We start from the raw sequence: 24,606 nt of genomic DNA, 5'->3' as shown, positions 1-24,606 counted from the left end.
GATTTGACTAAGCAGGCAGAAAGAGTTCCCAAAACATGGCTCAGCGCGCGTTCAACTTGCCCAACATGCTCACTTACGCCCGCATCCTGGCGGTGCCGCTGGTGGTGCTGTGTTTCTTCCTGGAAGGGCATCTGAAATCGAGCGACTTCGCGCGCTGGTCGGCGCTCATCATTTTCCTGCTCGCCTCGATCACCGATTACTTCGACGGCTATCTGGCCCGCGCCTGGCAGCAGACCTCCAACATCGGCAAGATGCTCGACCCGATCGCCGACAAGCTGCTGGTCGCCACTTGCCTGCTGCTGCTTGCCGCCGACACCGACCGCCATGCCGGCATCGCCGGCTGGTCGCTATGGGCGGCGATCATCATCCTGTGCCGCGAGATCCTGGTCTCGGGCCTGCGCGAATATCTGGCGGCCTTGAAGGTCTCGGTGCCGGTGACGCAGCTCGCCAAATGGAAGACCACCATCCAGATGATCGCCATCGCCTTCCTGCTTGCAGGTCCCGCCGGCGACAAGATCTTCCCGCTGACCACCCAGACCGGGCTGGTGCTGCTGTGGATCGCAGCCCTGGTGACGCTCTACACCGGCTACGACTATTTCCGCGCCGGCCTCAAGCACATCATGGATGAATAAAATGTCGACGAAGCTCATCTATTTCGCCTGGGTGCGCGAGCGGATCGGCAAACCGGAGGAAGAGGTCGAACTGCCGGCCGGCATCGAAACGGTCGCCGACCTGTTGCGCTGGCTGAAATCGCGCGGCGAGGAGTACGAGAACGCGCTGCAATATCCTGACGTGATCCGCGTCGCCATCAATCAGGAACATGTCGAGCACTGCGAGAAGATTGCCGGCGCGCGCGAGATCGCGCTGTTCCCGCCGATGACCGGTGGCTGAACCATGTCCGCGGTGGTGCCTATCGTGCGCATCCAGGCGGAGGATTTCGACGTCGCCGCCGAGATCGCCAGGATGACCAGGGGTCGCAACGACATCGGCGCTGTGGTGACCTTCTCCGGCCTCTGCCGCGACGAGCAAGGCAGGCTCTCCGCGCTCGAGCTCGAACATTATCCCGGCATGGCCGAAGCCGAGATATCCCGCATCGCCGGCGAGGCAATCGAGCGCTGGCCGCTGCAGGGGCTCACCGTCATCCATCGCCACGGCAAGATCGCGCCCGGCGAAAACATCGTGCTGGTGGTGGCCGCTTCCGCCCACCGGCAGGCGGCGTTCGAGGCCGCGAATTTCCTGATGGACTATTTGAAATCACGGGCGCCGTTCTGGAAAAAGGAACACCATAGCGACGGTTCCGAGGGCGGCTGGGTCGACGCCAAGGAAGCCGACGACAAGGCGGCGGGGCGCTGGAAGCAGCCGCCGTCCAAATAAATCCCTGGACAGCCATGCCCATACCCCGCCAGCCATTCATTGACCGCAATCCTGCGAGACCCTTGGCCGGAAGGGGAGCAGGATCATGCTGGACAGGATCGCCGAGTTCTTCATCTTCGGACTGGTGCCGCTGGCCGTCGGCATACTTGCCGTTCCGGATCATTCCGCGGCTGCCGAAAAGACCCTCAAGGGCGAGGTGATGTATCGCGAGCGCATCGCGCTGCCGCCCAATGCCGTGCTTTCCGTGCAGCTTGCCGACGTCTCGCTGGCCGACGCGCCGGCCGCAATCATCGGTGAGCGCAAGGTGGTGCCGGCCGGCCAGGTGCCGATCAAGTTCGAGATCAGCTTCGACCCGCGGGTGATCCGGCCTGATATGACCTACGCGCTGCAGGCGCGCATCACTGTCGATGACCGGCTGCTATTCGTCACCGATACGCGCCATCAGGTCGACCCGCTCAGCGACGCGCCACAGACCATCATGCTGAAAATGGCGGCGCCGAGCGATGCGCCGGCGGCAGCCTCGGTGTTCGGCCAAAGCTGGCTGGTCGAATATATCGACGGCATCGGCGTGATTGCCGAGCCGCGGGCGACATTCCGGATCAGCGAAGCCGGCAAGGCCGGCGGCAGCGGCCCTTGCAACGTCTATTTCGCCACTGCCAAGGTAGACGGCTCGACGATCGCCGTCAGCGACATCGGCTCGACCTTCAAGGCCTGCGCGCCTCAGGTCATGGCCGAGGAAAAAGCGCTGTTCGAGGCGCTGGCCAAGGCGGCATCCTACCACGTCGACGCCGGCAAGCTTGTCATCGCCGACAGAAACGGCCACGACATCCTGCGCTTCAACGCCGCGAGCTAGCGCATTGGCCCACGCCGATTGGCGCTTGCGGCAGTGCATGCCGATCACGTTGTGTTTCAGCGGGAATAGGCCGGGCAGAGGGCGCGTTAGTTCCACATAAAATGGCGGGTAAGGCAAAAGGGACGTAGTCCCTTCGTTGAAGCCGCCAGAATGGCTGCGGCTTGTTCTGGCCTTAACTCAAAGGAGTCCAGAGATGAAAACGTACGCGCTTATCCTTGCTGCCACAGGTGCATCGCTCCTTGCCGTTACCGGCCTTGCCAAGGCGGACGACCATCTGTTCGACGCCCTTCAGCATGGTCTCAGTCCTGATAGCCAGCCTTTCCAGACCAACAAGGCTGGTAATAGCGGCGATCTCGCGCCCGGGCAGGGCAGCCCGTTCACAGGTCACGATACACAGACGCCGGCCACCGACACGGAAGCGGCGAACGAACATGCGAACGTGAAGGAACGCCAGGCGAAATAGACCGGCAGAACCCGCCGCTAGGGGGCGGCGGGCGACATGTATCGGGCGACGATGCCGCATCTCATGCGATATTCTCAATTCGTCGCGAGTTTGAATACCGCGCCATAATGATAGGGCGGCACATCAACCAGCTCGGCGAGCTTGAACCCGCTCGCTTCCACCGACGCGGTGGTCTGTTCGGGTGACAGCCTCAGCTCGGTCTTTGGCCCGCGCGGCTCGCCCAGGACCGTGGTCTGCTCGCGCGGCTGCTGGTGCCAGTTGACGATGGCAAAACGACCCGCAGGGCCAAGCGTCGCGCGCACGGCGCGGGCAAGCCGCGGCCGATCCGGAACGCCGTGGAAAGCGTTGGCGATAAAGACGAAGTCGACGGTTTGAGGCACCAGCCTGGCAAGTTCATAGGCGTCGCCCGCCAAAAACTCGCAATTGCCCGCGCCTCCTTCGGCCAGCCGCCGCCTGGCGACTTCGAGCAGATCGGCATCGATGTCGATGGCGATCACATGACGGGCGACCCTGGCGATTGGCAGCGTGAACCAGCCGTCGCCGCAGCAGAGATCGACCACGTCCCTGCCGGGCTTCATGCCGACTGCCGCCAGGACGCTGGCGGGCTCGGGCCACAGCGCTTCCCACCAGCCGCCGGTTGGCATTTCGGTGCCTTGGAAGAAACCGGGAATGGTGCTGGTCATGGCTTGGTCGGCTCCATTGTCGGTACCGCGTTTGATCCGCCCCTCCGAGCTTAACGCACCCGTGACCCGTCGAGGAGCCTGAAGCTGAAAATGTCGGCTACTGCATGTCGCGCAAAACTGTGCAGCGGTTTTGCGATACCGACATGCATCAAGACAAGAAACCTGACGCGCGTCGCAGGAGGCCGGTCGAACGCTACGCGCTTTAGCAAAAAAGGCCGGCGTTGTGCCGGCCTTCTTGATGGGGTTCGGGATGCCGGCTCAGCCGACGATCTCGGTATCCGAGAACCAGTATTTGATCTCCTGCGCGGCGGTTTCCGGCGCATCGGAACCATGTACGGAATTCTCGCCGATCGACAGCGCGTGCAGCTTGCGGATGGTGCCTTCGGCAGCGCTTGCCGGATTGGTGGCGCCCATCACTTCGCGGTTCTTGGCAATGGCGTTCTCGCCTTCCAGTACCTGCACGACTGTCGGGCCCGACGACATGGATTCGACCAGCTCGCCGAAGAACGGACGCTCCTTGTGGACGGCATAGAAACCTTCCGCCTCGCGGCGGCTCATCCACACCCGGCGCGAAGCGACGACGCGCAGGCCGGCATCTTCCAGTATCTTGGTGATAGCGCCGGTGAGATTGCGACGGGTCGCGTCCGGCTTGATCATGGAAAAAGTGCGTTCGAGCGCCATGGGATCGTCCTTGTGACGGAGAGTGGAATTGAGGGTGGCGGGCTCTATACAAGCCGCCCGCCGGCTTGCCAAGGGGAGGCCGGTGCAGCGCGCATTTCTGCGCTGGGGCGGCGGACTTTCAAGTCGAACCATGCCGCCGCTCATCTTTTTGTTGAGCATCGGATTTTCCGACAACCGGTACCCACTTTGGATCCGACCGACTGGCCGCCCTATAGCGCGTCGTCGTCAGCCTGACCCAACGTCGTCATAACTGCATCTTCTCGATCGTCAGGTTGGCCGTGTCGCCAGCCCCGAGGCCTTCGCGGACCCGCACCGCGGTCTTGATCGGCAAGAGCAGGCTGCCGGATTTCTTGTCGGGAAACAGCGATGTCCGCCATCTGGTCTGGCCGATGACGGCTTCCACGCCAAGCGAGCCCCAGGGCCTTGCCATCCCCACCATCGCCGTCTTGATCCGGGCTCCCAGCTCCGGCGGCAGCGTCACGAAATGCCAGCCGCCCTTGCCCGGATAGACCCAGATCTCGGCCTGCATGTCGTAGCGAAACATTCTATGCCCTTCCTCAGGTCAAGCCCGTCACGACTGGCTTTGCCATGGTGTCTTGCTGGCAATGCTGACGATCGGCGAAACCATCCATGACATCCACAGCCCTGCAGGGAGGAGTCATTCTTCCCCGCGCAGCGCCGCCATTCCACTACCGCCTTGTCACGATAGACGGTCGCCGGGTTTCCCAGCCTTCCCGTTCCAGTTCCGGCACGCTGTGTTCCTCCGAGGGATAGCCGATGCAGAAGTAACCGATCAGCGTCCACTCCGGCGGCACATCCAGGATCGTCGCCATCTCGGCCGGATCGAGGATCGAGACCCAGCCCATGCCTATTCCTTCGGCGCGCGCCGCCAGCCACATCGTGTGGACCGCCATGACAGCGGAATAGTCTATGGTGGCTGGCATGGTCAGGCGGCCAAGCCCATGCCCTTGCTCGGTTGCGCGGTCGGCGAAAACCGCAAGCTGGCAGGGCGCCTCATTCAGGCCGGCAAGCTTCAGGCGCGAATACAGGGCGGCGCGTTCATCGCAAAAGCTTTGGAGTGCCTCCGCATTGCAGCGCTCGAAGCAGGCCCTGACGGCGGCGCGGCATGCTTCGCTCTCGGCGACGACGAAGCGCCAGGGCTGGCTCAGCCCGACGGACGGTGCGGCGCTGGCAAGCTCGAGCAGCCGCTCCAGCGCTCCATCGGGGAGCGGCGTCGGCTTGAACCGCCTGACGTCGCGCCGCCACAGGAAGAGGTTGGCGAGCGCAGCGCGAAAATCGGCCGGGAACTCTGGGTTTGCGGTCATGGCGCGCTGCCTTTGTTGTGATTGCCCGGTTCGCCGGATGTTCGTCTTGTTTGCTTCGATCCAGGCGCTGATGAGGCGCTTCGAGCGACACTTCGTCTACCCGCATTGTCGCATTTCGCCGGCTGGCAACTTTCAGCTAAGGCCGGACGACATCGCCACGATCTACGCCGTTGGACCTCGATCGGCAAAACAAAACCCGCCTCGGCAGGCCGGGCGGGCGTCGGTGCGAATCATCACCATATCGAGATTAGTAGCATAGCTGCCGGCACAAAGCAAGAACAAAATGTGCCGCCGCCGATGAAAACTGCCGATTTCAACTCTCAAGGCGGGAGATCGCTGCGGCCGCAACTGTGCGGCCGAGGCCGCCATGCAGATCGAGGCATCGTTCGAACCATTGCGCCACGACATCGGTGTCGTCGAGCAGCCGGTAGGGCGTGGCGATGCGCGCCCATTGCAGCGCGCCGAAAACGATGTAGTCGGCAAATAGCGGCGACCGGCCTCCGATGAAGGGCTGATAGCCAAGCATCGAGCGCAGCGGCTCCAGCGAGGCACGGAAGCTGGCGAGCCCGGCGTCGCGGGTGGCGTAAACCGCCTCCAGGGGCTTGCCGAAGCGCTGCTCGCGGTTCTGCCGGAAATAGGCGGCGTTCGCCTCGTCCTGCCTGGCGTGCAGGTCCAGTATCGCAGCGGTGGTGACGTAGGGATGGATGGTCAGCTGCGACCAGCGTTCGATGAAGCGCGCCGTCGCCTTGCCGCCGTCGCCGGAAAACAATGTCGGCCGCTCGGGATAGGTCTCCTCGAGATAGAGCGCGATGGCGAAGGAATCGGCGACCACCGTCTCGCCGTCGCGGATCACCGGAACGAGCTTCGAGACGCCGCCTTCCACCTTCGGCACTTCAAGGAAACGGGTCGGCACGCTGGCGATGTCGAGCCCTTTGTGGGCCACCGCCATCGCCGCCTTCCAGCAATGTGGGCTGAACGGGCGGGCGGCGTCGCGTCCGACAAGGTCGTAGAGCAGAATGGTCATTGGCGGCAGCGTCCTTGCAGTCTAACTATGGCCGAAACGGACCCGCGCAGGGGGTCTCGCAGGTCGAGAGAAAATGAAACAGCATTTCAGGATGTTTGCGGCCTACAATCAATGGGCCAACGGCCGCATCTACGATGCCGCTGCCGATCTCGACGAGGAAGAGTTCGACCGCAATATCGGCGTCTTCTTCGGTTCGATGATGGGAACGCTCAACCACCTCCTGGCAGCCGACCGTATCTGGATGAAACGCTTCACCGGCGAGGGCGACGCGCCGGCAAGGCTCGACACGATCCTGCACCGCGCCTTGCCAGGCTTGCGGCTGGCGCGCGAGGCCGAGGACAAACGGATCATCGACTGGGTCGACGGCCTGAGCGACAAGGCGCTGTCGGGCCGCTTCTCCTACATGACCGTCTCGGATATGCGCACCGTCTCGCAGCGGCTGGCGCCGGCGCTCGACCACTTCTTCAACCACCAGACCCACCACCGCGGCCAGGCGCATGCGATCCTGACCATTCTGGGCAAGCCAAGCCTCGGACTGGACCTGACGATGTTCCAGCGCAGCGAGGAGGGCAGGGCTTTCGCCTGAACCTGGGGCGGCTGGTGAAGCGGACGGTGGATAGAGGACGATCTGCCGAGATTGCAAAACGCGCCGAAACATTTTATGGAGCGGACGGTCGTGAGGGCGGCCGCTTCAGCAGCATTCAGCAGCAACAGCGAGAATTGGCACGCATGCCCAATGAACCCTTGCGCCTTGTGGCGTTCTTCGCCGTGGTCCTGGCGCTTCTCAACTCCGGTTATTATTTCCACCAGGGCGACATCGTCGCGACCATCTATTTCATGATCGGCGCCATTCTTGTGACCGCGGTGACGCGGATGAGCATCAGAAGGCAGCTGATTTAGGATCCGCCGGGCCAGCACTGATGACCGGAATCCGGCCGGCCATGATGACGAAGAGGCTTGTCAGGCGGCGTAGCCGCCGAGGCCGCGGGCGACCGGCTTGACCGAGACCGCCGGCTGGGCGGCCGGCCAGAGGATGCCTGCCGTCACGGCGAAGGTGATCAGGGCGTCGCGTGCCGCTTCGGCCGAGATATCGCCGGCACGTGCCGCCTCGCAGGCCTTCACCGCGGCGCCATAGCTCAGCCGGCGGCGCGAAGGCGGGAACTCGGTCAGGAATTCGTGCATCTCGGAGAACGAAGCGATCGTACGCTTGTAGCCGGCGCCGACGGTTAGGGCGACCGGGGTGGAAAACGTCCTGTCGTGCATTCTGGCCTCTCGAATGGGCGGAGGTCACGGCGGACGCCGTTCTCCGGTCTGGGGGTCGGGCAGAAACGCGGATCACGGCGCGAGGTTCCATGTTGCCGGGATTGTTTTTTCGCCGGCTCTGGGAGCGGTCGCCGGGCGAGCAGCGCCGACGTCGAGGCGGGTGCCTATTTCCACATGCCGCGCATGCGGGCGCCGAGGTCGACACGCACCTGCGGCTGGCGGCGCGGATCGTCTCTGGCCTGGACGCTGGCCCATGCCACCTGCTCGAAGGCGCCGAGGATAGAGCGCGGGATGAAGCGCGTGCGCGAGGCATAGACATGGCGGTCGCCGCGCGCCGCCTGGCCGTGGACGAAAAAGCGATGCGGCATGACCAGGTGCAGGCTGTCCTTGGCCCGCGTCATCGCTACGTAGAGCAGCCGCCGCTCCTCGTCGACGTCCTCCTTGCTGCCGACGCCGAGATCGATCGGGATGCAGCCGTCGACGGTGTTGAGCACAAAGACGTTCTTCCACTCCTGGCCCTTGGCCGAATGGATCGTCGACAGGATCAGATAATCCTCGTCGCGGTGCGGCGGGCCGGCCTCGTCGCTGGTCGCGTCCGGCGGATCGAGTGTCAGCTCGGTGAGGAAGCGCTCGCGCGACGCATAGCCGGAAGCGATCTGCTCGAGCTGCAGGAGATCGGCCCGGCGCGTCGTTGCATCCTCGTGGATACGTTCCAGATGCGGCTCGTACCAGAGCCTGACCTGTTCGATGTCGGCCGGCCATTTTTGCGCGCCTGCGCGCAGGCCGCTATAGAGCGCGACAAAGCCCGGCCAGTCGTCGGCGGCACGCTGCGGCGGGCGATAGCGGGCAAGCCCCATCGTCTCGTCAAGCGAATTTGCCATGGTCTCGACGATCGCATTGGCGGCCGAAGGGCCGATGCCCGGCAGAAGTTGCAGCACGCGAAAGCCGGCGACGCGGTCGCGCGGGTTTTCGGCAAAGCGCAGTACGGCCAGCAAGTCCTTGACGTGAGCTGCATCGAGAAATTTCAGCCCGCCGAACTTGACGAAGGGGATGTTGCGGCGCGTCAGCTCGATCTCCAGCGGGCCGCTATGGTGCGAGGCGCGAAACAGCACCGCCTGTGCTTTGAGAACGGTGCCGGCCTCGCGCTCGGTGAGTATCGCCTGGCAGACATAGCTCGCCTGCTCGGTCTCGTCGCGCACGCTGACCAGCTTCGGCTTTTCCGCAGATTTGCGCTCGGTCCAGAGATTTTTGGTGAAACGTTCCGACGCTTCGCCGATCACCGCATTGGCGGCCGCCAGAATGGTCGCGGTCGAGCGGTAATTGCGCTCCAACATGACGACTTCCGCCGGCTGCGCGAACTGCTTGGGAAAATCCAGGATATTGCGCACTTCCGCGGCGCGGAACGAATAGATCGACTGCGCGTCGTCGCCGACCACCGTCAGCCCCGATCCGTCGGGCTTGAGCGCCGTCAGGATCGAGGCCTGCAGCCGGTTGGTGTCCTGGTATTCATCGACCAGCACATGGTCGAAACGTGCACCCAGATGCGCGGCGATTTCCGGCTCGCCGGCCATCTGCGCCCAGTAGAGCAGCAGGTCGTCGTAATCGAGCACGTTCTGCGCCTGCTTGGCCTCGACATATCGTGCGAATAATTGCTTCAGCTGTTCGGCCCAGCCGACGCACCACGGGAACACCGAACCCAGCATCTCGCCGAGCGGCGCCTGTGCGTTGACGGCGCGCGAATAGATCGCAAGGCAGGTGCCCTTGGTCGGGAAGCGGGCTTCGGTCTTCGAAAACCCAAGCTCGTGGCGGGCGAGGTTCATCAGGTCGGCGGAATCCTCGCGATCGTGGATGGTGAAGGCCGGATCGAGACCGATCTCCAGCGCATAATCGCGCAGCAGCCTGGCGCCGATGCCGTGGAACGTGCCGGCCCAGCTCAGCGCATCGGTGATCACCGAGGCATCGCGCCCCAGCACCTCGCCGGCGATGCGCTCGACCCGCTTGGCCATTTCCGCTGCGGCACGGCGCGAAAATGTCATCAAAAGGATGCGGCGCGGGTCGGCACCCCTGACGATCAGATGCGCGACCCGGTGCGCCAGCGTGTTGGTCTTGCCGGAGCCGGCGCCGGCAATGACCAGCAACGGTCCGGCGATCTTGCCGTCGCCATGTTCGACGGCAAGCCGCTGCTCGGCGTTGAGCTTCGCCAGATAGGCCGGCTGGAAGGACGAATCACGGGCGGCGAGGTTCATCGCCCATCAAGCATCGTTTCTGCTTTGTTCGCAACGGTTTGCGGAGCCGGAATAGGGCCCGTGAGCGAAGAAGCCTTGCGGGCAGGCCTGTCGACTAACGCTCGGGCTCGACGCCCATCCTTGCCGATTGCCGCCGCAGCGCCTCGCGATCGTCCTGCGGCGGTGGCAACAGCAGCGGATCGAAATCGTCGGGCACCTCGTCGATCACTTTCTTGGCGACGCGATAGGCAATATAGACGATTGCCCCGGCGATGAGCAGACGGATCATGCCTTCCTCCATTGATTGTGCAGCAACCGGAGACGCGGCATTTTGTTCCCAGGCCCCTTGGCGAATGCAGGAACGACACCGGCCGCGCAACCAAATCGCCGACGCCTCGTTGTCGGGCGAGAGGAGACTGCGATGAAAAAGCGCTCAATCCTGCTGCTTATGGCAGCTCTGACTGTTGCGGGTTGCGACAACAATATCCAGCCGACCAAGGCCCCTGGCGACACGGTCGATCAGAACCCGCAGGTCGACAAGAATCCGGTGCCGAAGTCGACGACCGGCGGCGATCAGCCCGGCACGCCGCCGAAACAATGACCGCCTCAAATGGCGTCGGCGCCGGTCAAGGAAGGTGGCCGGCGCCGCTTGGGAGGAAGCTGATGGCGCCGGCCAGGCGGAGATCAGGCCCGCCGCACATCCAAGGATAGCCGAGTCTTTCCGCAGCGTCATGGTCGATAGCGTACAGACGGCACGCCCCTGTGGACAAACCTGCCGGCCACAGCAGCGTTTGTTCATCACATAGTTCGTTCTTCCCATGGAACAAACCAAGCTGCTGCGTGTTTGGATGTCGATCGGACGCTCCCAAGGCCGCCGTTCACGAAAGAGCCCGCTCTCCTTGTCCCCCCTCAGGATAGCGGGTTCTTTTTGCGTTTTGCGGGAAGTCGCGGCGCGGCCGCTGACTTGCTTGCCGGTTTTCGCGGCTTATGCGGCGAACCGGGGCTCAAGCCCTTGCGAAGCATGGTTGTCCCGTGCAAAAGCCCGGCCATGCTGATCATCAACGACCTTTCGCTCCGCATGGCCGGACGCCTGCTTCTCGACCATGCCTCGCTGACCTTGCCGGCCGGCAGCAAGGCTGGCCTTGTCGGCCGCAACGGCACCGGCAAGACGACCTTGTTCAAGGCGATCACCGGCGATCTCGCCTCCGAGACCGGCTCGATCAGCCTGCCCAAGAACACGCGCATCGGCCAGGTCGCGCAGGAAGCGCCGGGCACCGAGGAGCCGCTGATCGAGATCGTGCTCAAGGCCGATCTCGAGCGGAGTGCGCTGCTCGAAGAGGAAAAGACGGCGACCGATCCGCACCGCATCGCCGACATCCACATGCGGCTGGCCGATATCGATGCGCACTCGGCCGAGTCACGCGCCGCCACCATTCTCGCCGGCCTCGGCTTCGACGATGCGGCGCAGCGGCGGCCGGCCTCGTCCTTCTCCGGCGGCTGGCGCATGCGCGTCGCGCTGGCCGCCGTGTTGTTTGCCGAGCCCGATCTGCTGCTGCTCGACGAGCCGACCAATTATCTCGATCTCGAAGGCACGCTGTGGCTGGAAAACTACGTGTCGAAATACCCGCACACCGTGCTACTGATTTCGCACGATCGCGACCTGCTCAACCGCGCCGTTAATTCGATCGTCCATCTCGACCAGAAGAAGCTGACCTTCTGGCGCGGCGGCTACGACCAGTTCGAGCGCCAATACACCGAGCAGCGCGAATTGCAGGAGAAGGGCCGCGTCAAGCAGGAAGCCGCGCGCAAGCACATGGAATCCTTCGTCGAGCGCTTCCGCGCCAAGGCATCGAAGGCGAGGCAGGCGCAGTCGCGCATCAAGGCGCTGGAGAAGATGAAGCCGATCGCCGCGATCGTGAACGACACGGTGCGGCCGTTCTCCTTTCCGGAGCCGGTGAAGATGGTGGCCTCGCCGATCATTGCGCTGAACAACGTCAACGTCGGCTACACCGAGGGCGAGCCGATCCTGAAGAAGATGACGCTGCGCATCGATGCCGACGATCGCATCGCGCTGCTCGGCGCCAACGGCAACGGCAAGTCGACTTTCGCCAAGCTTTTGGCCAGCCGGCTGAAGCCGGAGACCGGCAGCATGACGGTGGCGCCCGGCCTGAAGGTAGCAATCTTCGCCCAGCACCAGCTCGACGACCTCAGGCCCGACGAAAACGCCTATGAGCATGTCCGCCGGCTGATGCCGGATGCGCCGGAATCCAAGGTGCGCGGCCGCGTCGCCCAGTTCGGCCTGACCACCGAAAAGATGAACACCGCCGCCAAGGATCTGTCCGGCGGCGAAAAGGCACGGCTCCTGATGGGCCTGTCGGCCTTCGAGGGGCCGAACCTGTTCATCCTCGATGAGCCGACCAACCATCTTGATATCGACAGCCGTGAATCGCTGATCCATGCGCTGAACGATTTTCCCGGCGCGGTCATCCTGATCTCGCACGACCGCCATCTGCTCGAAGCGACCGCCGACCGGCTGTGGCTGGTCAAGGACGGCGCGGTTAATCCGTATGACGGCGATCTCGAGGATTACAAGACGCTGGTCACCGGCGTCTCCGGCGACCGCCGCGGCAAGCGCGAGGCGGACAAAGCCTCGAAGGCCGACCGCCGCCGCGACGCAGCCGCGCGCCGCGCCGCCTTCGAGCCGCTGGCCAAGGAAATCCGCGCCACCGAAGCGCTGATGGACCGCCTCCGCAAGCGCATCGACCTGATCGAGGACGAACTCGCCAACCCGGCCGTCTACGAAAAGGACCCCTCGACCGCGACAAGGCTGGCCAAGGAGCGCTCACAACTTGCGCAACAGCTGGCCGGCCATGAGGAAAAATGGCTGTCGATGTCGGCGGAGTACGAGGAAGGCACGGCGGAGTAGGAAGAGCGTAATCTCCCCCCTCGTGGGGGAGATGCCCGGCAGGGCAGAGGGGGGCGCTGTCCCGCCGGCTTGGCAGCTGTTCGCCGCGGCCGACTGCCGTCTTGGTCAGAGCGGCATCATCCCCAATGGTTGGCGATCCTTCACGCCCCCCTCTGTCCTGCCGGACATCTCCCCCACTTGGGGGGAGATTGGCTCGTCATCTGGCCCTACACGTCGCCATAACAACCGGCTAGTTTGCACCCATGAATCAGCATGCCAAGCTCAAAATCGGCCATTCGGCCTGCCCGCATGATTGCCCTTCGACCTGCGCGCTCGAGGTCGAACTGCTCGACGCCAAGCGCATCGGCCGTGTCCATGGCGCCAAGACCAACAGCTATACGGCCGGCGTCATCTGCGCCAAGGTCGCCCGTTACGCCGATCGCGTCCATCATCCCGACCGCCTGCTGAAGCCGCTGGTGCGGGCCGGCGCCAAGGGCGAGGGCGCCTGGAAGGAATCCAGCTGGGAGGCGGCGCTCGATCTGGTCGCTGAAAAATTCATCGCGGCGGAGGCAAAATATGGCTCGGAGACGGTCTGGCCCTATTACTATGCCGGCACGATGGGTCTGGTGCAGCGCGACGGCATCGAGCGGCTCAGGCACGCCAAAAAATATTCCGGCTTCTTCGGTTCGATCTGCACCAATCTGGCCTGGACCGGCTGGATGATGGGCGCCGGCGCGCTGCGCGGCCCCGACCCGCGCGAAATGGCGAAGTCCGACTGCGTGGTGATCTGGGGCACCAACGCCGTGGTCACGCAGGTCAACGTCATGACCCACGCCATCAAGGCGCGCAAGGAACGCGGCGCCAAGATCGTCGTCATCGACGTCTACGAAAATGCGACGATGAAGCAGGCCGATCTCGGCCTGGTGCTGAAGCCCGGCACCGACGGCGCGCTGGCATGCGCTGTCATGCACGTGCTGTTCCGCGACGGCATGGCCGACCGCGCCTATCTGGAAAAATACACCGACGATCCGCACGGTCTGGAAGCGCATCTCAAGACGCGGACGCCGCAATGGGCCGCTGACATCACCGGGCTTTCCGTCGACGAAATCGAGGCGTTCGCCCGTCTCGTCGGCACGACGAAGAAGACCTATTTCCGCCTCGGCTACGGTTTTTCGCGGCAGCGCAACGGTTCGGTCAACATGCATGCCGCAGCCTCGATCGCGGCGGTCACCGGCTGCTGGCAGTATGAGGGCGGCGGCGCCTTCCATTCCAATTCGGGCATCTTCAAGCTCAACCAGGAGCTGCTCGAAGGCACGCGGATGCGCGATCCCGCGATCCGCCATCTCGATCATTCGCGCATCGGCCCGGTGCTGACCGGGGCTGAGGATGCGCTCTATGGCGGCCCGCCGGTGACGGCGCTGCTGATCCAGAACACCAATCCGGTGAATGTCGCGCCGGAGCAGCGGCTGGTGAAGCAAGGTTTTCTGCGCGACGATCTGTTTTCCTGCGTGCACGAGCAGTTCATGACCGACACCGCCAAGCTCGCTGATGTGGTGCTGCCGGCGACGATGTTTCTCGAGCATGACGACGTCTACAAGGGTGGCGGCAACCAGCACATCACACTCGGGCCGAAGCTGATCGACCCGCCGGAAGGCCCGCGCACCAACCATTTCGTCATCGAGGAGCTGGGCAAGAGGCTCGGTGTCGCCGATCGTCCTGGCTTCGGCATGACCGAGCAGCAGCATATCGACATCATTCTGGGCAAGCGCGGGCTGGGCAGCTTTTCGAGCCTGAAAGAGCAGAAATGGGTCGATTTGCAGCCGGATTTCGCGGCCGCGCATTTCCTGGAAGGCTTCGGCCATGCCGACAAGAAATTCCATTTTCGCGCCAACTGGACCGGGCAGGCGTCGCCCAATCGGCCACCGAAAAGCATGGGCCTGTTCGGGCCGGTGGCGCGCCTGCCGGAATTCCCCGATCATGTCGACCTGATCGAGGTGGCGGACGAGGCGCACCCGTTCCGGCTGACCACCTCGCCGGCGCGCAATTTCCTCAATTCGACCTTTGCCGAAACGCCGGTATCGCAGGCAAAAGAGCGCCGGCCGGAGCTGCTCTTGCATCCCGATGATGCGGCGGCACTCGGCGTCGCCGACGGCGGCCGTGTCGAAGTCGGCAACCAGCGTGGCGAAGTGGTGCTGCACGCAAAACTGTTCGACGGCATCAAGCGCGGCGTGGTCGTCGCCGAAGGCATCTGGCCGAACAGCGCCCATGAGCGCGGCGAGGGCATCAACGTGCTGACCGGCGCCGATGCGCCGGCGCCCTATGGCGGCGCCGCCTTCCACGACAACAAGGTCTGGCTGCGCCCGGCGGATTGAGCGTCGGAACGATATCTCCATCCGGCCGTTTTCGCGTGGCGGGTGGAGGCATTGTCATGGCAGAAGTGTTGCCGGCGCCGGATCCCATCGGAAGGACACTGTCGTCCGGCGAACTCGTAACCACGATGTCCCACTTTCATCGCGCCGAGATTGCGCGCATGGCTGGGTGGCGCGACCGCCTGGACCGGACGAGCAACTGGGCGATAACCGTTGTCGCAGCCATGCTGTCCGTTTCGCTTTCGACAGCCAGCGCTCACCATGGCGTGCTGCTGTTTGCCATGCTGCTTGTTCTGCTGCTGCTGTGGATAGAGGCCCGCCGATATCGCTTCTTCGACTTCTATCGGGCTCGCGTGCGCCAGTTCGAACGGCACTATTTCGCGCAGATATTCTCGCCGCAGCCGGACTTCGCGTCCGATTGGCTGTTGATCGTCGGCGAGAGCCTGCGCGCGCCGAAATTCCTGATTTCGCAACGCGTGGCTTTGGCGCGCCGCCTGCGTCGCAATTACATTTACATGCTGCTGATTCTGCTGCTGGCCTGGATCCTCAAACTGTCGACCCCCAGTCTTCTGACCGAAGGCGTCCGCATCGGCTTCGTCGGGTCGATGCGTGAGGCCGTCACCAGTGCTGCCCTGGGTCCCGTTCCTGGTGGCGCCATCGTCGTGCTGGTCGCCGTCCTCTATGCAGGCCTGCTGGTGACAGCCTTTCTGACAGAGAGCGACGACGGCGAACTCTCCTTCGGTGACGTCCACGTCTAGCAACGCAACGCCCTGTCGCGCGTTGTTGGACACGTGCATTGGGCGATGGGGGTTTCATGGCTTGGCAGGCTCCGACACGTTCCAGCCTGGCGCTGCTGGTTTGCGCTTTCGTCCCCGCGGGCGCGGCCTGGGCAGCGGAGACGCTCGTGGCCGGTACCCGGGCCTCCGGCATGGGTGGTTCGGGCGAAGGCGCTTTCGTCGCCGAGATCGTGCTTCTGCTGCTTGTTGGGCGCGGCCTGGGCGAAGTGCTGCAGCGTTATGGCCAGCCGGCAATCATGGGCCAACTGATCGGCGGCATCCTGCTCGGTCCTTCGCTGTTCGGCTGGCTGTGGCCGTCGGCCCAGCACCTGATCTTTCCCAGTGATCCTGCGCAAAAGGGCATGATCGACGCCGTCTCGCAGCTCGGCATCCTGATGCTGCTTTTGCTGACCGGCATGGAGACGGACCTGCGGCTGGTGCGCCGGGTTGGCGCGGCCTGTTTTTCCATTTCGGCTACCGGCGTCGTGGTGCCCTTCATCTTCGGTTTCGCGCTGGCGCAGTTCCTGCCGGACGCATTGCTGGCTGACCCCACGCAGCGCACCGTCGCCGGGCTGTTCCTGGGCACGGCGCTGTCGATCTCGTCGGTCAAGGTCGTCGCCATGGTGGTGCGCGAGATGAACTTCATGCGCCGCAACCTCGGACAGGTGATTATTTCCTCGGCGATCATCGAGGACACGATCGGCTGGCTGGTCATCGCCGTAACCTTCGGCATCGCCACCAATGGCAAGCTACAGTTCGCGCCGCTGGTGACCACCATCGCCGCGGTGGCACTGTTCATGGTGTTCTCCTTCACCATTGGCCGCCGTCTTGTCTTCACCTTGATCCGCTGGACCAACGATCAATTCCGCAGCGAGTTTGCGGTGATCACCATGATCCTCATCATCATGGGAGCGATGGCGCTGATCACTAATCTGATAGGCGTCCATACCGTGCTGGGAGCGTTCGTCGCCGGCATCCTGGTCGGGGAATCGCCCATCCTCTCCAGCCATATCGAAGGCCAGCTGCGCGGCGTCATCACCGCGCTGTTCATGCCGATCTTCTTCGGCATGGCGGGGCTTTCCGCCGACCTCACAGTGCTCGCCGATCCGACCCTTGCCATGCTGACGGGCGCTCTCGTGGTCATCGCCAGCATCGGCAAGTTTGGCGGCGCCTTCATCGGCGCCAAGCTCGCCGCCATGTCGTTCAAGGAAGCAATCGCCGTCGGCAGTGCCATGAACGCACGCGGCTCGACCGAGGTGATCGTCGCCAGCATCGGCCTGTCGATGAACATCCTGTCGCACAATCTCTTCACCATGATCGTCACCATGGCCGTGATCACCACCTTGGCCATGCCGCCGATGCTGCGCTGGGCGCTCGGCCGGCTGCCGGTTGGGCACGACGAGCAACAGCGTGTCGAGCGCGAGGCGTTGGACGAATACGGCTTCATTTCCAGGCTGGAGCGGCTGCTTGTGCTGGTCGACGACAGCAGGATCGGCAAGTTCACTGCATATCTCGCCGGACTGGTCGGCGGAGGCAGCGGCATGCCCACCACCTTGCTTCGCCTGCCCACCACCTTGCTTCAGCCGAAAGACGGCCGAGTTGACAGGCCGACCGACAGCAAGGGACAGGAGCGCGCCCTGCAGGAAATCAAAAAGGGCGCAAAAAAGAGCGCCCGGGCAGTGAAACGGATCGAAGATACGCTTGTCGAGAAAGTCCACCTGACGGCCCGCACCGAATTGGAAGCCACGGGTGAGACGATCGCCGAAGAGGCCCGCAAGGGATACGGCCTGTTGCTGGTCGGCCTGGACAATGTGCTGACCGCCGATGGCGCCTTCGCGCCGGCCCTCAACGACATTGCCGCAGGATTTGACGGCCCGCTTTGCCTGGTCCTGAACGGCGGCAATGCTGGCGAAAAGATGCCGACGCTGAAGGCCGGCACCAGCATTCTCGTCCCCGTCAACGGTACCCAGGTGGCGCGTCGCGCCGCCGACTTGGCGCTGGCGCTGGCCCGTCCAAACCGGGCGCGGATCAAGGTTCTCTACGTCTCGCAAAAGGCAGCCAAGGACCGCAGGTCGATATCGGTGTCGCATAGCCGCGAAGAGGCCGTCCTGAAAGACATCGCTGATCTGGCGGGCCGCTACGGCCTGCATATCGACACAGCGTTCCATACCCGCGTTACACCCGACAAGGCGATCACCCGGGAGGCGGCCAAAGGAGCGGTGATCGTCGTGATGGGCGTCACCCAACGTCCGGGTGAGGACCTGTTCTTCGGTGAAACCGCCGGCGCTGTCTTAGCCGCCTGCAACTGCCCGGTCGTGCTTCTGGCCAGCGCGCGGCCCAAGCACGACGCCGCTGGCGCTGAGCTGGCAGCGTGAATTTCACCGCGCATTGATCGGTCGGCAGGAATGTCGATCGAGCCTCTGAAAGCGCTGATCAGCCAAGCGTAAAAGAACTCGAACCGAACGGCTCGGTTCCGTTAGCAGAGAGTACAGGAAAGGGTGAACGCCGGCTCAAAGAATGTTCGCGCGGCAAATCACCACTGACCGCATAACTAATTGAAAAGAAATCAGAAGATTGTGGCAGAAGGGACCTTATGCCGGATTTTCAAGCGGCCAATTTGGCGCACCGGCACAAAATTTTCGTGATTGGAAACGACAGACTTGCCGACCCATCTCGGGGTGGTCCGAGCGACGCGAATTCCTCCCGAGGCACGCCACTTGACGGACAGACCAAAGAACTACCGGAGTACCGAAATGACCAAGCTCGCTCTTACCGCCGCCGCCATCCTCGTTGCCACCGGCACTGCTTTTGCCGGCAGCGACCATTATGGCTCGGACAACGTCAACCAGCCGGCCGCTGCTGCTGCCAACGTCGACAACACCTTCACCGGTTCGATCCGCAAGCCAGTTACTTCCGAGCATACCGGTGCCAAGACAACCTCCGAGTCGGTGGCGCCTGAATCCGGCCAAGGCATCTGGGGCCGCTGATTATCACGGCCCGCAACACAAAGAGCGGCGGGCTTGGCCCGCTACTCTTGCTGTCGCGTATCAACGGGCGTGTGCGCCGAATAGCATCCTGCGCCAATCGAATACTTTGATTTGCAGGTTTCATCTGTAGCCACAATCTCGGTTGCTGAAATCGTCCAGCAACGTGCACATCGGAAAAAGCCGGGTGCGTATTCGTCGGCGCGGACAGCGCTCTCATCTCGAATGCGTCGAAAGCAACGACAACTCACGAATGACCAGTACATTGGAGTACCTGAAATGACCAAGACTGCTCTTACCGTCGCCACCATCGTCCTCGTCGCCACGGGCAGCGCCTTTGCAGGCAGCGATCACTATGGCTCGGACGGCGTCAACCAGCCGGCCGCGCCTGTTGGCAACGCGCCTGTCGGCACCGTCGACAGCGGGTTTACCGGTTCCATCCGCAAGCCGCTGACGGCCGAGCACAACGCCGTCGACACCGAGGCGACGACCTGGTTCGGCACGGATCAGCCCGTAGTGCCCCAATCTGGCCGGGGCAATTGGGGCCGTTAGTTCCTTAACCGGGAGCACAAAGAGCGGCGGGCCTGGCCCGCCGCTCTTGTTTGGGCAAAGCCCGGTCGGTCGAAGGGGTCGGCGATCCCCGGGCCTGTTGGTAAATCCCTAACGCAGATCCTTCGGCCAAATGCAGTGCGTCAGCCGGGCGCTGCCGAAGGTGAGACCGGCCCAATCGCCATCGACGTCGAACCGAGCCAGGGCCGCGGTGGGGTATTTTTCCGCCAGTTTTTTCAGCGCCGCTTCATCAGATCCAGCCCCGGCAAGACCGCGCGCGAACTCCTCCAACCCGGGATTGTGGCCAAGCACCAGCAGCGTTCCGGTCCCCGCCTTCACTTGCCGCACCTTGGCGAGGATGTCCGCCGCCGCTGCCTCGTAAAGCGCCTGGGCAAATTTGGCCTGCACCTTCGCCGGCAATTCCGCCGAGACCAGCCGCCACGTGTCGCGGGTGCGCAGCGCCGGCGACACCAGCGCCAACTCCGGCAGCCAGCCGCGCCGGGCCAGTTCGCGGCCGACCAGCGGCGCTGCCTTCAGCCCGCGCGCGGACAGCGGCCGGTCGAAGTCGATGAGGTCGGGATCGTCCCAACTCGACTTGGCGTGACGCAGGAGCAGCAGTTGCTTCATGGATTCAAAATAAGGCCGAAGCGTCGCGTGCGCCATGCACGACGCGGACGATCTCGACCCGCTGTTCGGCCAGCTGATAAAGCACGAGATAATTGCCGATCGTCAACGCACGCACATCGGCAGCGATGTCGGGCCTCTCGGAACCGGATTCCGGGAATGTGCCCAATTGCACGATGCGCTCGGCAATAGCATTCAAAAAGCGGTCCGCGGCAAGCGGGTTGTCCCTTGCAATGCCAAACCAAATATCGATCAGGTCGTCTTCTGCCGCCGGGCTGCGGACAATGCGGATGTCAGCCATTCCGCCGGTTTTTGCTGGTGTTGCCCAACCGGCTGCGGGCTTTCTGTTTTATGTTCTCGATGTCGAACGGCGCAAACGGACCGCTCTCCAGCCCTTCCGTCCAGGCTTTCCGCAACCGCTCCGCTTCGGCCTCGCGCAAGGGCTGGCGAAGCCGCCATTCGCGCAGTGCCTCGCGGATCACTTCGCTTGCCGAACCGTACTGCCCGCTGGCCACCGCGCCTTTGACCATGTCCAGCAGTTCCGGGGAAAGCGCTACGCTGACTTTTTCGACTGTCGCCATCAAGCCGTCTCCTCACGAAAACGGTAGCAAAATTTGCTACCAAATTCAAGAACTGACCCTCACGGCGTGATCCGCGCCAGGTGCTCGAGATCGGTCTCTTCGCGCAGCGGGTCGGGCGCGATCACCACCGACGTGGCGTTGTCGGCATCATCGGCGAAGCGCGAAAACACCGTGCGGCCGCCTTCTATCCGCGCCTTGCCTTCGGCGACAAGGCCCAACGCCAGCGGATAAAGTTGGTGCTCGGCCTTGAGCACGCGCGCGGCCAGCGTGTCCTCATTGTCGCCGACCATCACCGGCACGGCGGCCTGGGCGATGATCGGCCCGTCATCCATGTCGAGCGTGACGAAATGCACCGTGCAGCCATGGATGCGCATGCCTGCGCGCAGCGCCCGCGCATGCGTATCCAGCCCCTTGAAGGCAGGCAGCAGGGCAGGGTGGATATTGATCATGCGGCCCTGCCACTTCTCCACGAAGCGCGCGCCGAGGATGCGCATATAGCCGGCCAGCGCGACGATCTCGGCGCCGAACGACAAGAGGGCCGCGTCGATCGCCTCGTCGTGCGCTTGCTTGCTGGCATAGTCGGAGCGCGAAATCACTCTGGTGGCGATGCCGCGCGCCGCGGCGATGCCAAGGCCGGTGGCATTGGCGCGGTCGGAGATGACGCCGACGATCTCGGCCGGATAGGCCGGGTTGCTCGCCGCCGCAACCAGCGCCGTCATGTTGGAGCCGCGCCCCGAGATCAGTACGACCGTCCGTTTCCTGGTCATAGGCCAATCGAGCCCCGATAGATGACGCCGGCATCGCGGCGCGGCACGATCTGGCCGATCGGCGTCACCGTCTCGCCGGCCTCCTGCAGAACGGCGGCGACCTGCGCCGCCTGGCCGGAGGCGACGACCAGGATCATGCCGATGCCGCAATTGAAGGTGCGCATCATCTCTTCCGGCGCGACGCCGCCGGTCTTGGCCAGCCATGAGAACACCGGCGGCACCTCGATGGCGCCGAGATCGAGCTCGGCCGAAAAATCCTTGGGCAGAACGCGCGGGATGTTTTCGGGAAAGCCGCCGCCGGTGATATGGGCCAGCGCCTTGATGCCATGCGTGTTGCGGATCGCCTTGAGGATCGACTTGACGTAGATGCGCGTCGGCTCGAGCAGCGCCTCGGCCAGCGTCGCCTCGTCATTGAACGGCGCCGGATCGCCCCAGCCAAGGCCGCTTACGGCGACGATGCGGCGGACCAGCGAAAAGCCGTTCGAATGCAGGCCCGACGAGGCGAGGCCGAGCAGCACGTCGCCTTCGACGATGTCGTCGGTCGGCAGCAGCTGGCCGCGTTCGGCGGCACCGACGGCAAAGCCGGCAAGGTCGTAATCCTTGTCGTGATACATGCCGGGCATTTCCGCCGTCTCGCCGCCGATCAGCGCGCAACCGGCCTGCCGGCAGCCCTCGGCGATGCCGCCGACGATGGAAGCACCCTGGTCGGGATCGAGCTTGCCGGTGGCGAAATAGTCGAGGAAGAACAGCGGTTCGGCGCCCTGCACGACGATGTCGTTGACGCACATGGCGACGAGGTCGATGCCGATCGTGTCGTGCTTGCCGGCGTCGATGGCGATCTTCAGCTTGGTGCCGACGCCGTCATTGGCGGCGACCAGCACCGGATCGGTGAAGCCGGCTGCCTTGAGGTCGAACAGGCCGCCGAAGCCGCCGATCTCGCCATCGGCGCCCGGCCGGCGGGTGGCGCGCACCAGCGGCTTGATCTTCTCGACCATGAGATTGCCGGCGTCGATGTCGACGCCCGCTTCGGCATAGGTGAGCCCGTTCTTGCGCTTGCTCATTTCCGGCGCCTGCTCATCTGTTGCGCTTGCCTGTCGCTGTTTTCACTCGCGTGCGGGCTCTTCGCATGAACGGTTTTGCCCCGCAAGGCAAGCGCGCGATTAATGGTGTTTTCAGTTGGATGCCGCGGGAACCGGGCGTGATACACTCCAACAGTAAAAAGAAATCCCTGCCAGAATTGCGGCGAGGCCACCGACGGTGGCAAGAGATCTGATTTCACCGTCGAAGGGCAGGGTTCCATACGAGAAGCCGGCGGCGACCAAAGCCGCCGCGACAGCCCACAGACCTGGATTTGCAACGACCGACCGCGCGAACAGGAACGCCACGACCGCAGCCGTCAGCCAGAGGGGCCAAGAGACGACCACGCCCACGGCCAGCTCAAGAGCGAAGGCCCACAGAAGATCTTGCGTCGCTATGTTGCGGTGCGGGGCTCCGAAAGATGCGAAAGCCAGCAGACTTTCTGTCAGTCCGGCCAGATAGCAAAGCGTTACTCGCCAAGCGATTGTGATTCTCTGCGCCATCGTCATTCAGCAGTGGGGAAATAGGCTGTCGCTTCGCGGGCTCTTCGCATGAACGGCCGCACCTCGCAAGGATGACGGCGGGATCAGACGGTCTTGGCTCGACAAAAGAGTGGACAGTCGCCCAAGCTGCCGCCCTTACGGACGCCCCTCTCGTTCCGCTAGAACCATGTCGACGCGGTCGAGTTGTGCCTTGGCGTAGCCGCTCAGCGCTATTCCGCTATTGTTCGTTCGAATCCAGTGCACAGCCTGCTTCACCCGCTCGTAGTGCCCAAGTTCGATTTCGCAGGCAATCAGCGCGAGGATTCGAACTGCGAAGGGCTGTGTGAATTCGTAAGGTTTGTCGAGCAACTCGCTATGTCCGGCGACGTAACTGGCGAGGTCCGGGTTCTGAGCCCTGATCCGTCGCGCCAGCTCGACATATTTCCCCAGCAACCTGTCTATGCTCGTCTGGTCAAGATGCTCGAAGTAACGAGCATAAGCTTTCAGCTCATTGTTAAATATCGTTTCAGGATGAAACTGCGACAGTCCGGGCCAGATCCATTTTTTGCCGTACAGCCTTTCAAGCAACGGCCTGACGGTAAGAAAGTCCAGGTAAACGAGCATGTTCACATGAACATCGCCATGGCTTGCAGTAAAGGCCTCTTCGAGAATCAGGCTGATATCGTCGCTCCGGTCGACTTCGAAGACGCCTTTCCGGATGCGGCGAAAGCCATGTCCCGTCATGAACGTATCGAGATACTTACGCGCTTCGCCAACGGCCAAAGACAAGGTTCCACTCCCTCTTTGTTGCGCATCGTGCCTTGCTAGCGGCCTATTAGTCCATCCACAGCGCGCCTTGTTTCCTAACGGCCAAAGGATAGCGCGCTTCGGGCTCGCTTCCATTTGGTTAGTTCAACGCTGGCTATTCTTCACGCCCCCTCTGCGTTGATTACAAATTGCGCGGCGAAAGCCCGGATATAAGCCGGCCGAGCTTCCCCGCGCGCTACATAGGCAGCCAAGTTTTGATATTCGTCCAAAATGCCTGACATTCTTAGTCGCAGCAGCACCGATACCATCAATAAATCGCCTGCGCTGAACGTATCATCGAGCCAGTCGGCGACGCCCAAGTGGGCCGAGAGTTTGTCCAGCCGAGCGCGAACACGGTCCTTTACCAACGGCAAGCGCTCCTCGCTCCAAGGCTTGTCACGTTCGAATATTCTTGCCGTCGTTAATTCGAGGATCGGCGGCTCGACGGTGTTAAGTGCGGCAAACATCCACGTGATCGCACGCGCGCGGGCATTGCGATCCTTCGGCAGCAATCCCGCATGCTGCTCAGCAAGGTGAAAGACGATCGAGCCGGTTTCGAACAGCGAGAGAGAACCTTCCTCATAGGTGGGGATCTGGCCGAAGGGATGGATGGCCAGATGGCCAGGCGCCTTCATTTCTGCGAAGGAAACAAGACGAACCTCATACGGCTGCCCCACTTCTTCGAGCGCCCAGCGAACGCGCGTATCGCGCGCCAGTCCCTTGCCGCCATCGGGCGATCGTTCAAATGCTGTGATGGTGATTGTCATCGCGTCCGTTTCCTCGCTGGGCAAATT

At 63.3% G+C, this 24,606-nt stretch carries 30 protein-coding genes; 14 read left to right on the top strand and 16 right to left on the bottom strand.

Going from position 1 to position 24,606, the window contains the following annotated elements; genetic code table 11:
- Nucleotides 1-35: 35 nt before the first annotated feature.
- The 5 genes from pgsA (at nt 36) to NKI18_RS12415 (ending at nt 2,690) form a co-directional block, all read left to right on the top strand.
- Nucleotides 36-632, top strand: a complete 597-nt coding sequence (gene pgsA / locus NKI18_RS12435) for a CDP-diacylglycerol--glycerol-3-phosphate 3-phosphatidyltransferase (RefSeq protein WP_352481786.1) — start codon at nt 36-38, stop codon at nt 630-632.
- Between the two features lies 1 nt (nt 633).
- Nucleotides 634-891, top strand: coding sequence for a molybdopterin converting factor subunit 1 (gene moaD, locus NKI18_RS12430; protein ID WP_352616672.1), 258 nt, complete (start codon nt 634-636; stop codon nt 889-891).
- A gap of 3 nt (nt 892-894) precedes the next feature.
- Nucleotides 895-1,374, top strand: coding sequence for a molybdenum cofactor biosynthesis protein MoaE (locus tag NKI18_RS12425; RefSeq protein ID WP_352616675.1), 480 nt, complete (start codon nt 895-897; stop codon nt 1,372-1,374).
- An 85-nt stretch (nt 1,375-1,459) separates the two neighbouring features.
- Entirely contained in the window at nt 1,460-2,227 is a 768-nt protein-coding gene (locus NKI18_RS12420) for a YbaY family lipoprotein (protein WP_353019794.1), read from the top strand.
- A gap of 193 nt (nt 2,228-2,420) precedes the next feature.
- Nucleotides 2,421-2,690 carry a hypothetical protein gene (locus NKI18_RS12415; protein ID WP_352616680.1) on the top strand — a complete coding sequence of 90 codons (270 nt, stop codon included), beginning with the start codon at nt 2,421-2,423 and terminating at the stop codon, nt 2,688-2,690.
- Between the two features lie 74 nt (nt 2,691-2,764).
- Here NKI18_RS12415 and NKI18_RS12410 read toward each other — a convergent pair whose 3' ends face one another.
- The 5 genes from NKI18_RS12410 to NKI18_RS12390 all read right to left on the bottom strand — a co-directional run bounded on the left by NKI18_RS12410 (nt 2,765) and on the right by NKI18_RS12390 (nt 6,403).
- The gene (locus tag NKI18_RS12410; protein WP_352616683.1) at nt 2,765-3,373 is read right to left on the bottom strand and encodes a class I SAM-dependent methyltransferase; all 609 of its coding nucleotides are present in this window, start codon (nt 3,371-3,373) and stop codon (nt 2,765-2,767) included.
- Nucleotides 3,374-3,631: 258 nt separating this feature from the next.
- Nucleotides 3,632-4,054 (bottom strand): nucleoside-diphosphate kinase, encoded by a 423-nt coding sequence (gene ndk, locus NKI18_RS12405; protein ID WP_023677669.1) that lies wholly within the window; start codon nt 4,052-4,054, stop codon nt 3,632-3,634.
- A gap of 244 nt (nt 4,055-4,298) precedes the next feature.
- Nucleotides 4,299-4,598 (bottom strand): DUF1905 domain-containing protein, encoded by a 300-nt coding sequence (locus NKI18_RS12400; RefSeq protein ID WP_352616686.1) that lies wholly within the window; start codon nt 4,596-4,598, stop codon nt 4,299-4,301.
- A 145-nt stretch (nt 4,599-4,743) separates the two neighbouring features.
- A complete protein-coding gene (gene bluB / locus NKI18_RS12395; RefSeq protein WP_352616689.1) occupies nt 4,744-5,379 on the bottom strand; it encodes a 5,6-dimethylbenzimidazole synthase in 636 nt (211 codons plus the stop codon).
- A 313-nt stretch (nt 5,380-5,692) separates the two neighbouring features.
- On the bottom strand, nt 5,693-6,403 hold the full coding sequence (locus NKI18_RS12390; RefSeq protein ID WP_352616692.1) for a glutathione S-transferase family protein: 711 nt from the start codon (nt 6,401-6,403) through the stop codon (nt 5,693-5,695).
- Nucleotides 6,404-6,476: 73 nt separating this feature from the next.
- On the opposite strand from NKI18_RS12390, the gene NKI18_RS12385 reads away from it, so the two are divergent.
- Together NKI18_RS12385 and NKI18_RS12380 are read left to right on the top strand one after the other, a co-directional pair.
- A complete protein-coding gene (locus NKI18_RS12385) occupies nt 6,477-6,989 on the top strand; it encodes a DinB family protein (protein WP_352457652.1) in 513 nt (170 codons plus the stop codon).
- A gap of 14 nt (nt 6,990-7,003) precedes the next feature.
- Nucleotides 7,004-7,303, top strand: coding sequence for a hypothetical protein (locus NKI18_RS12380; RefSeq protein WP_352616695.1), 300 nt, complete (start codon nt 7,004-7,006; stop codon nt 7,301-7,303).
- A 60-nt stretch (nt 7,304-7,363) separates the two neighbouring features.
- Here the strand turns inward: NKI18_RS12380 and NKI18_RS12375 are convergent, their stop codons facing one another.
- The 3 genes from NKI18_RS12375 to NKI18_RS12365 all read right to left on the bottom strand — a co-directional run bounded on the left by NKI18_RS12375 (nt 7,364) and on the right by NKI18_RS12365 (nt 10,180).
- On the bottom strand, nt 7,364-7,666 hold the full coding sequence (locus NKI18_RS12375) for a DUF982 domain-containing protein (protein WP_023677662.1): 303 nt from the start codon (nt 7,664-7,666) through the stop codon (nt 7,364-7,366).
- A gap of 164 nt (nt 7,667-7,830) precedes the next feature.
- Nucleotides 7,831-9,912, bottom strand: coding sequence for an ATP-dependent helicase (locus tag NKI18_RS12370; RefSeq protein WP_352616698.1), 2,082 nt, complete (start codon nt 9,910-9,912; stop codon nt 7,831-7,833).
- Between the two features lie 94 nt (nt 9,913-10,006).
- Entirely contained in the window at nt 10,007-10,180 is a 174-nt protein-coding gene (locus NKI18_RS12365) for a hypothetical protein (protein ID WP_352616700.1), read from the bottom strand.
- Nucleotides 10,181-10,312: 132 nt separating this feature from the next.
- Between NKI18_RS12365 and NKI18_RS12360 the strand changes: the two genes are divergently transcribed.
- The 7 genes from NKI18_RS12360 (at nt 10,313) to NKI18_RS12330 (ending at nt 19,477) form a co-directional block, all read left to right on the top strand.
- The gene (locus tag NKI18_RS12360; protein ID WP_023677659.1) at nt 10,313-10,492 is read left to right on the top strand and encodes a hypothetical protein; all 180 of its coding nucleotides are present in this window, start codon (nt 10,313-10,315) and stop codon (nt 10,490-10,492) included.
- A gap of 447 nt (nt 10,493-10,939) precedes the next feature.
- On the top strand, nt 10,940-12,817 hold the full coding sequence (locus tag NKI18_RS12355) for an ABC-F family ATP-binding cassette domain-containing protein (protein ID WP_352616702.1): 1,878 nt from the start codon (nt 10,940-10,942) through the stop codon (nt 12,815-12,817).
- Between the two features lie 242 nt (nt 12,818-13,059).
- Nucleotides 13,060-15,168, top strand: a complete 2,109-nt coding sequence (locus tag NKI18_RS12350; RefSeq protein WP_352616704.1) for a molybdopterin-containing oxidoreductase family protein — start codon at nt 13,060-13,062, stop codon at nt 15,166-15,168.
- Nucleotides 15,169-15,224: 56 nt separating this feature from the next.
- A complete protein-coding gene (locus NKI18_RS12345) occupies nt 15,225-15,923 on the top strand; it encodes a DUF2270 domain-containing protein (RefSeq protein ID WP_352616706.1) in 699 nt (232 codons plus the stop codon).
- Nucleotides 15,924-16,093: 170 nt separating this feature from the next.
- Nucleotides 16,094-18,316, top strand: a complete 2,223-nt coding sequence (locus NKI18_RS12340) for a cation:proton antiporter domain-containing protein (RefSeq protein ID WP_502900690.1) — start codon at nt 16,094-16,096, stop codon at nt 18,314-18,316.
- Between the two features lie 378 nt (nt 18,317-18,694).
- Nucleotides 18,695-18,928: a DUF680 domain-containing protein gene (locus tag NKI18_RS12335; RefSeq protein WP_352472617.1), complete on the top strand. Its 234-nt coding sequence runs from the start codon at nt 18,695-18,697 to the stop codon at nt 18,926-18,928.
- Nucleotides 18,929-19,204: 276 nt separating this feature from the next.
- Entirely contained in the window at nt 19,205-19,477 is a 273-nt protein-coding gene (locus NKI18_RS12330; RefSeq protein ID WP_352616713.1) for a DUF680 domain-containing protein, read from the top strand.
- A gap of 108 nt (nt 19,478-19,585) precedes the next feature.
- On the opposite strand, the gene NKI18_RS12325 is transcribed toward NKI18_RS12330, so the two are convergent.
- From NKI18_RS12325 to NKI18_RS12290, 8 genes are all read right to left on the bottom strand, one after another.
- Nucleotides 19,586-20,101: a SixA phosphatase family protein gene (locus NKI18_RS12325; RefSeq protein WP_352783901.1), complete on the bottom strand. Its 516-nt coding sequence runs from the start codon at nt 20,099-20,101 to the stop codon at nt 19,586-19,588.
- A 4-nt stretch (nt 20,102-20,105) separates the two neighbouring features.
- Complete coding sequence (locus NKI18_RS12320; RefSeq protein WP_352616718.1) at nt 20,106-20,399, bottom strand: type II toxin-antitoxin system RelE/ParE family toxin; 294 nt, start codon at nt 20,397-20,399, stop codon at nt 20,106-20,108.
- Complete coding sequence (locus NKI18_RS12315) at nt 20,392-20,679, bottom strand: type II toxin-antitoxin system ParD family antitoxin (RefSeq protein WP_352616721.1); 288 nt, start codon at nt 20,677-20,679, stop codon at nt 20,392-20,394. Before NKI18_RS12315 ends, NKI18_RS12320 begins: the two co-directional genes overlap by 8 nt.
- Before the next feature lie 59 nt (nt 20,680-20,738).
- Nucleotides 20,739-21,446 carry a phosphoribosylglycinamide formyltransferase gene (gene purN, locus NKI18_RS12310; protein WP_352616722.1) on the bottom strand — a complete coding sequence of 236 codons (708 nt, stop codon included), beginning with the start codon at nt 21,444-21,446 and terminating at the stop codon, nt 20,739-20,741.
- On the bottom strand, nt 21,443-22,507 hold the full coding sequence (gene purM, locus NKI18_RS12305; protein ID WP_023677649.1) for a phosphoribosylformylglycinamidine cyclo-ligase: 1,065 nt from the start codon (nt 22,505-22,507) through the stop codon (nt 21,443-21,445). The genes purN and purM overlap by 4 nt, the downstream gene beginning before the upstream one ends.
- Nucleotides 22,508-22,618: 111 nt before the next feature.
- Entirely contained in the window at nt 22,619-23,026 is a 408-nt protein-coding gene (locus tag NKI18_RS12300; protein WP_352616725.1) for a hypothetical protein, read from the bottom strand.
- Nucleotides 23,027-23,161: 135 nt separating this feature from the next.
- Nucleotides 23,162-23,794, bottom strand: coding sequence for a hypothetical protein (locus NKI18_RS12295; protein ID WP_352616727.1), 633 nt, complete (start codon nt 23,792-23,794; stop codon nt 23,162-23,164).
- 140 nt (nt 23,795-23,934) lie between these two features.
- Nucleotides 23,935-24,579 carry a glutathione S-transferase family protein gene (locus NKI18_RS12290; protein ID WP_352616730.1) on the bottom strand — a complete coding sequence of 215 codons (645 nt, stop codon included), beginning with the start codon at nt 24,577-24,579 and terminating at the stop codon, nt 23,935-23,937.
- Nucleotides 24,580-24,606 lie beyond the last annotated feature (27 nt).

The sequence above is a fragment of the Mesorhizobium sp. M0800 genome (assembly GCF_040320095.1).
Lineage (GTDB): Bacteria > Pseudomonadota > Alphaproteobacteria > Rhizobiales > Rhizobiaceae > Mesorhizobium.
The sequence above is the reverse complement of the archived record's forward strand: the minus strand, read 5'-3'. Positions and strand labels throughout refer to the sequence as shown.

What these genes read in the sequence shown, in the direction of transcription:
- pgsA (WP_352481786.1), top strand. Translation starts at nt 36, where the DNA reads ATGGCTCAGCGCGCGTTCAACTTGCCCAACATGCTCACTTACGCCCGC.
- moaD (WP_352616672.1), top strand. Translation starts at nt 634, where the DNA reads ATGTCGACGAAGCTCATCTATTTCGCCTGGGTGCGCGAGCGGATCGGC.
- NKI18_RS12425 (WP_352616675.1), top strand. Translation starts at nt 895, where the DNA reads ATGTCCGCGGTGGTGCCTATCGTGCGCATCCAGGCGGAGGATTTCGAC.
- NKI18_RS12420 (WP_353019794.1), top strand. Translation starts at nt 1,460, where the DNA reads ATGCTGGACAGGATCGCCGAGTTCTTCATCTTCGGACTGGTGCCGCTG.
- NKI18_RS12415 (WP_352616680.1), top strand. Translation starts at nt 2,421, where the DNA reads ATGAAAACGTACGCGCTTATCCTTGCTGCCACAGGTGCATCGCTCCTT.
- NKI18_RS12410 (WP_352616683.1), bottom strand. Translation starts at nt 3,373, where the DNA reads ATGACCAGCACCATTCCCGGTTTCTTCCAAGGCACCGAAATGCCAACC.
- ndk (WP_023677669.1), bottom strand. Translation starts at nt 4,054, where the DNA reads ATGGCGCTCGAACGCACTTTTTCCATGATCAAGCCGGACGCGACCCGT.
- NKI18_RS12400 (WP_352616686.1), bottom strand. Translation starts at nt 4,598, where the DNA reads ATGTTTCGCTACGACATGCAGGCCGAGATCTGGGTCTATCCGGGCAAG.
- bluB (WP_352616689.1), bottom strand. Translation starts at nt 5,379, where the DNA reads ATGACCGCAAACCCAGAGTTCCCGGCCGATTTTCGCGCTGCGCTCGCC.
- NKI18_RS12390 (WP_352616692.1), bottom strand. Translation starts at nt 6,403, where the DNA reads ATGACCATTCTGCTCTACGACCTTGTCGGACGCGACGCCGCCCGCCCG.
- NKI18_RS12385 (WP_352457652.1), top strand. Translation starts at nt 6,477, where the DNA reads ATGAAACAGCATTTCAGGATGTTTGCGGCCTACAATCAATGGGCCAAC.
- NKI18_RS12375 (WP_023677662.1), bottom strand. Translation starts at nt 7,666, where the DNA reads ATGCACGACAGGACGTTTTCCACCCCGGTCGCCCTAACCGTCGGCGCC.
- NKI18_RS12370 (WP_352616698.1), bottom strand. Translation starts at nt 9,912, where the DNA reads ATGAACCTCGCCGCCCGTGATTCGTCCTTCCAGCCGGCCTATCTGGCG.
- NKI18_RS12365 (WP_352616700.1), bottom strand. Translation starts at nt 10,180, where the DNA reads ATGATCCGTCTGCTCATCGCCGGGGCAATCGTCTATATTGCCTATCGC.
- NKI18_RS12360 (WP_023677659.1), top strand. Translation starts at nt 10,313, where the DNA reads ATGAAAAAGCGCTCAATCCTGCTGCTTATGGCAGCTCTGACTGTTGCG.
- NKI18_RS12355 (WP_352616702.1), top strand. Translation starts at nt 10,940, where the DNA reads ATGCTGATCATCAACGACCTTTCGCTCCGCATGGCCGGACGCCTGCTT.
- NKI18_RS12350 (WP_352616704.1), top strand. Translation starts at nt 13,060, where the DNA reads ATGAATCAGCATGCCAAGCTCAAAATCGGCCATTCGGCCTGCCCGCAT.
- NKI18_RS12345 (WP_352616706.1), top strand. Translation starts at nt 15,225, where the DNA reads ATGGCAGAAGTGTTGCCGGCGCCGGATCCCATCGGAAGGACACTGTCG.
- NKI18_RS12340 (WP_502900690.1), top strand. Translation starts at nt 16,094, where the DNA reads ATGGGTGGTTCGGGCGAAGGCGCTTTCGTCGCCGAGATCGTGCTTCTG.
- NKI18_RS12335 (WP_352472617.1), top strand. Translation starts at nt 18,695, where the DNA reads ATGACCAAGCTCGCTCTTACCGCCGCCGCCATCCTCGTTGCCACCGGC.
- NKI18_RS12330 (WP_352616713.1), top strand. Translation starts at nt 19,205, where the DNA reads ATGACCAAGACTGCTCTTACCGTCGCCACCATCGTCCTCGTCGCCACG.
- NKI18_RS12325 (WP_352783901.1), bottom strand. Translation starts at nt 20,101, where the DNA reads ATGAAGCAACTGCTGCTCCTGCGTCACGCCAAGTCGAGTTGGGACGAT.
- NKI18_RS12320 (WP_352616718.1), bottom strand. Translation starts at nt 20,399, where the DNA reads ATGGCTGACATCCGCATTGTCCGCAGCCCGGCGGCAGAAGACGACCTG.
- NKI18_RS12315 (WP_352616721.1), bottom strand. Translation starts at nt 20,679, where the DNA reads ATGGCGACAGTCGAAAAAGTCAGCGTAGCGCTTTCCCCGGAACTGCTG.
- purN (WP_352616722.1), bottom strand. Translation starts at nt 21,446, where the DNA reads ATGACCAGGAAACGGACGGTCGTACTGATCTCGGGGCGCGGCTCCAAC.
- purM (WP_023677649.1), bottom strand. Translation starts at nt 22,507, where the DNA reads ATGAGCAAGCGCAAGAACGGGCTCACCTATGCCGAAGCGGGCGTCGAC.
- NKI18_RS12300 (WP_352616725.1), bottom strand. Translation starts at nt 23,026, where the DNA reads ATGGCGCAGAGAATCACAATCGCTTGGCGAGTAACGCTTTGCTATCTG.
- NKI18_RS12290 (WP_352616730.1), bottom strand. Translation starts at nt 24,579, where the DNA reads ATGACAATCACCATCACAGCATTTGAACGATCGCCCGATGGCGGCAAG.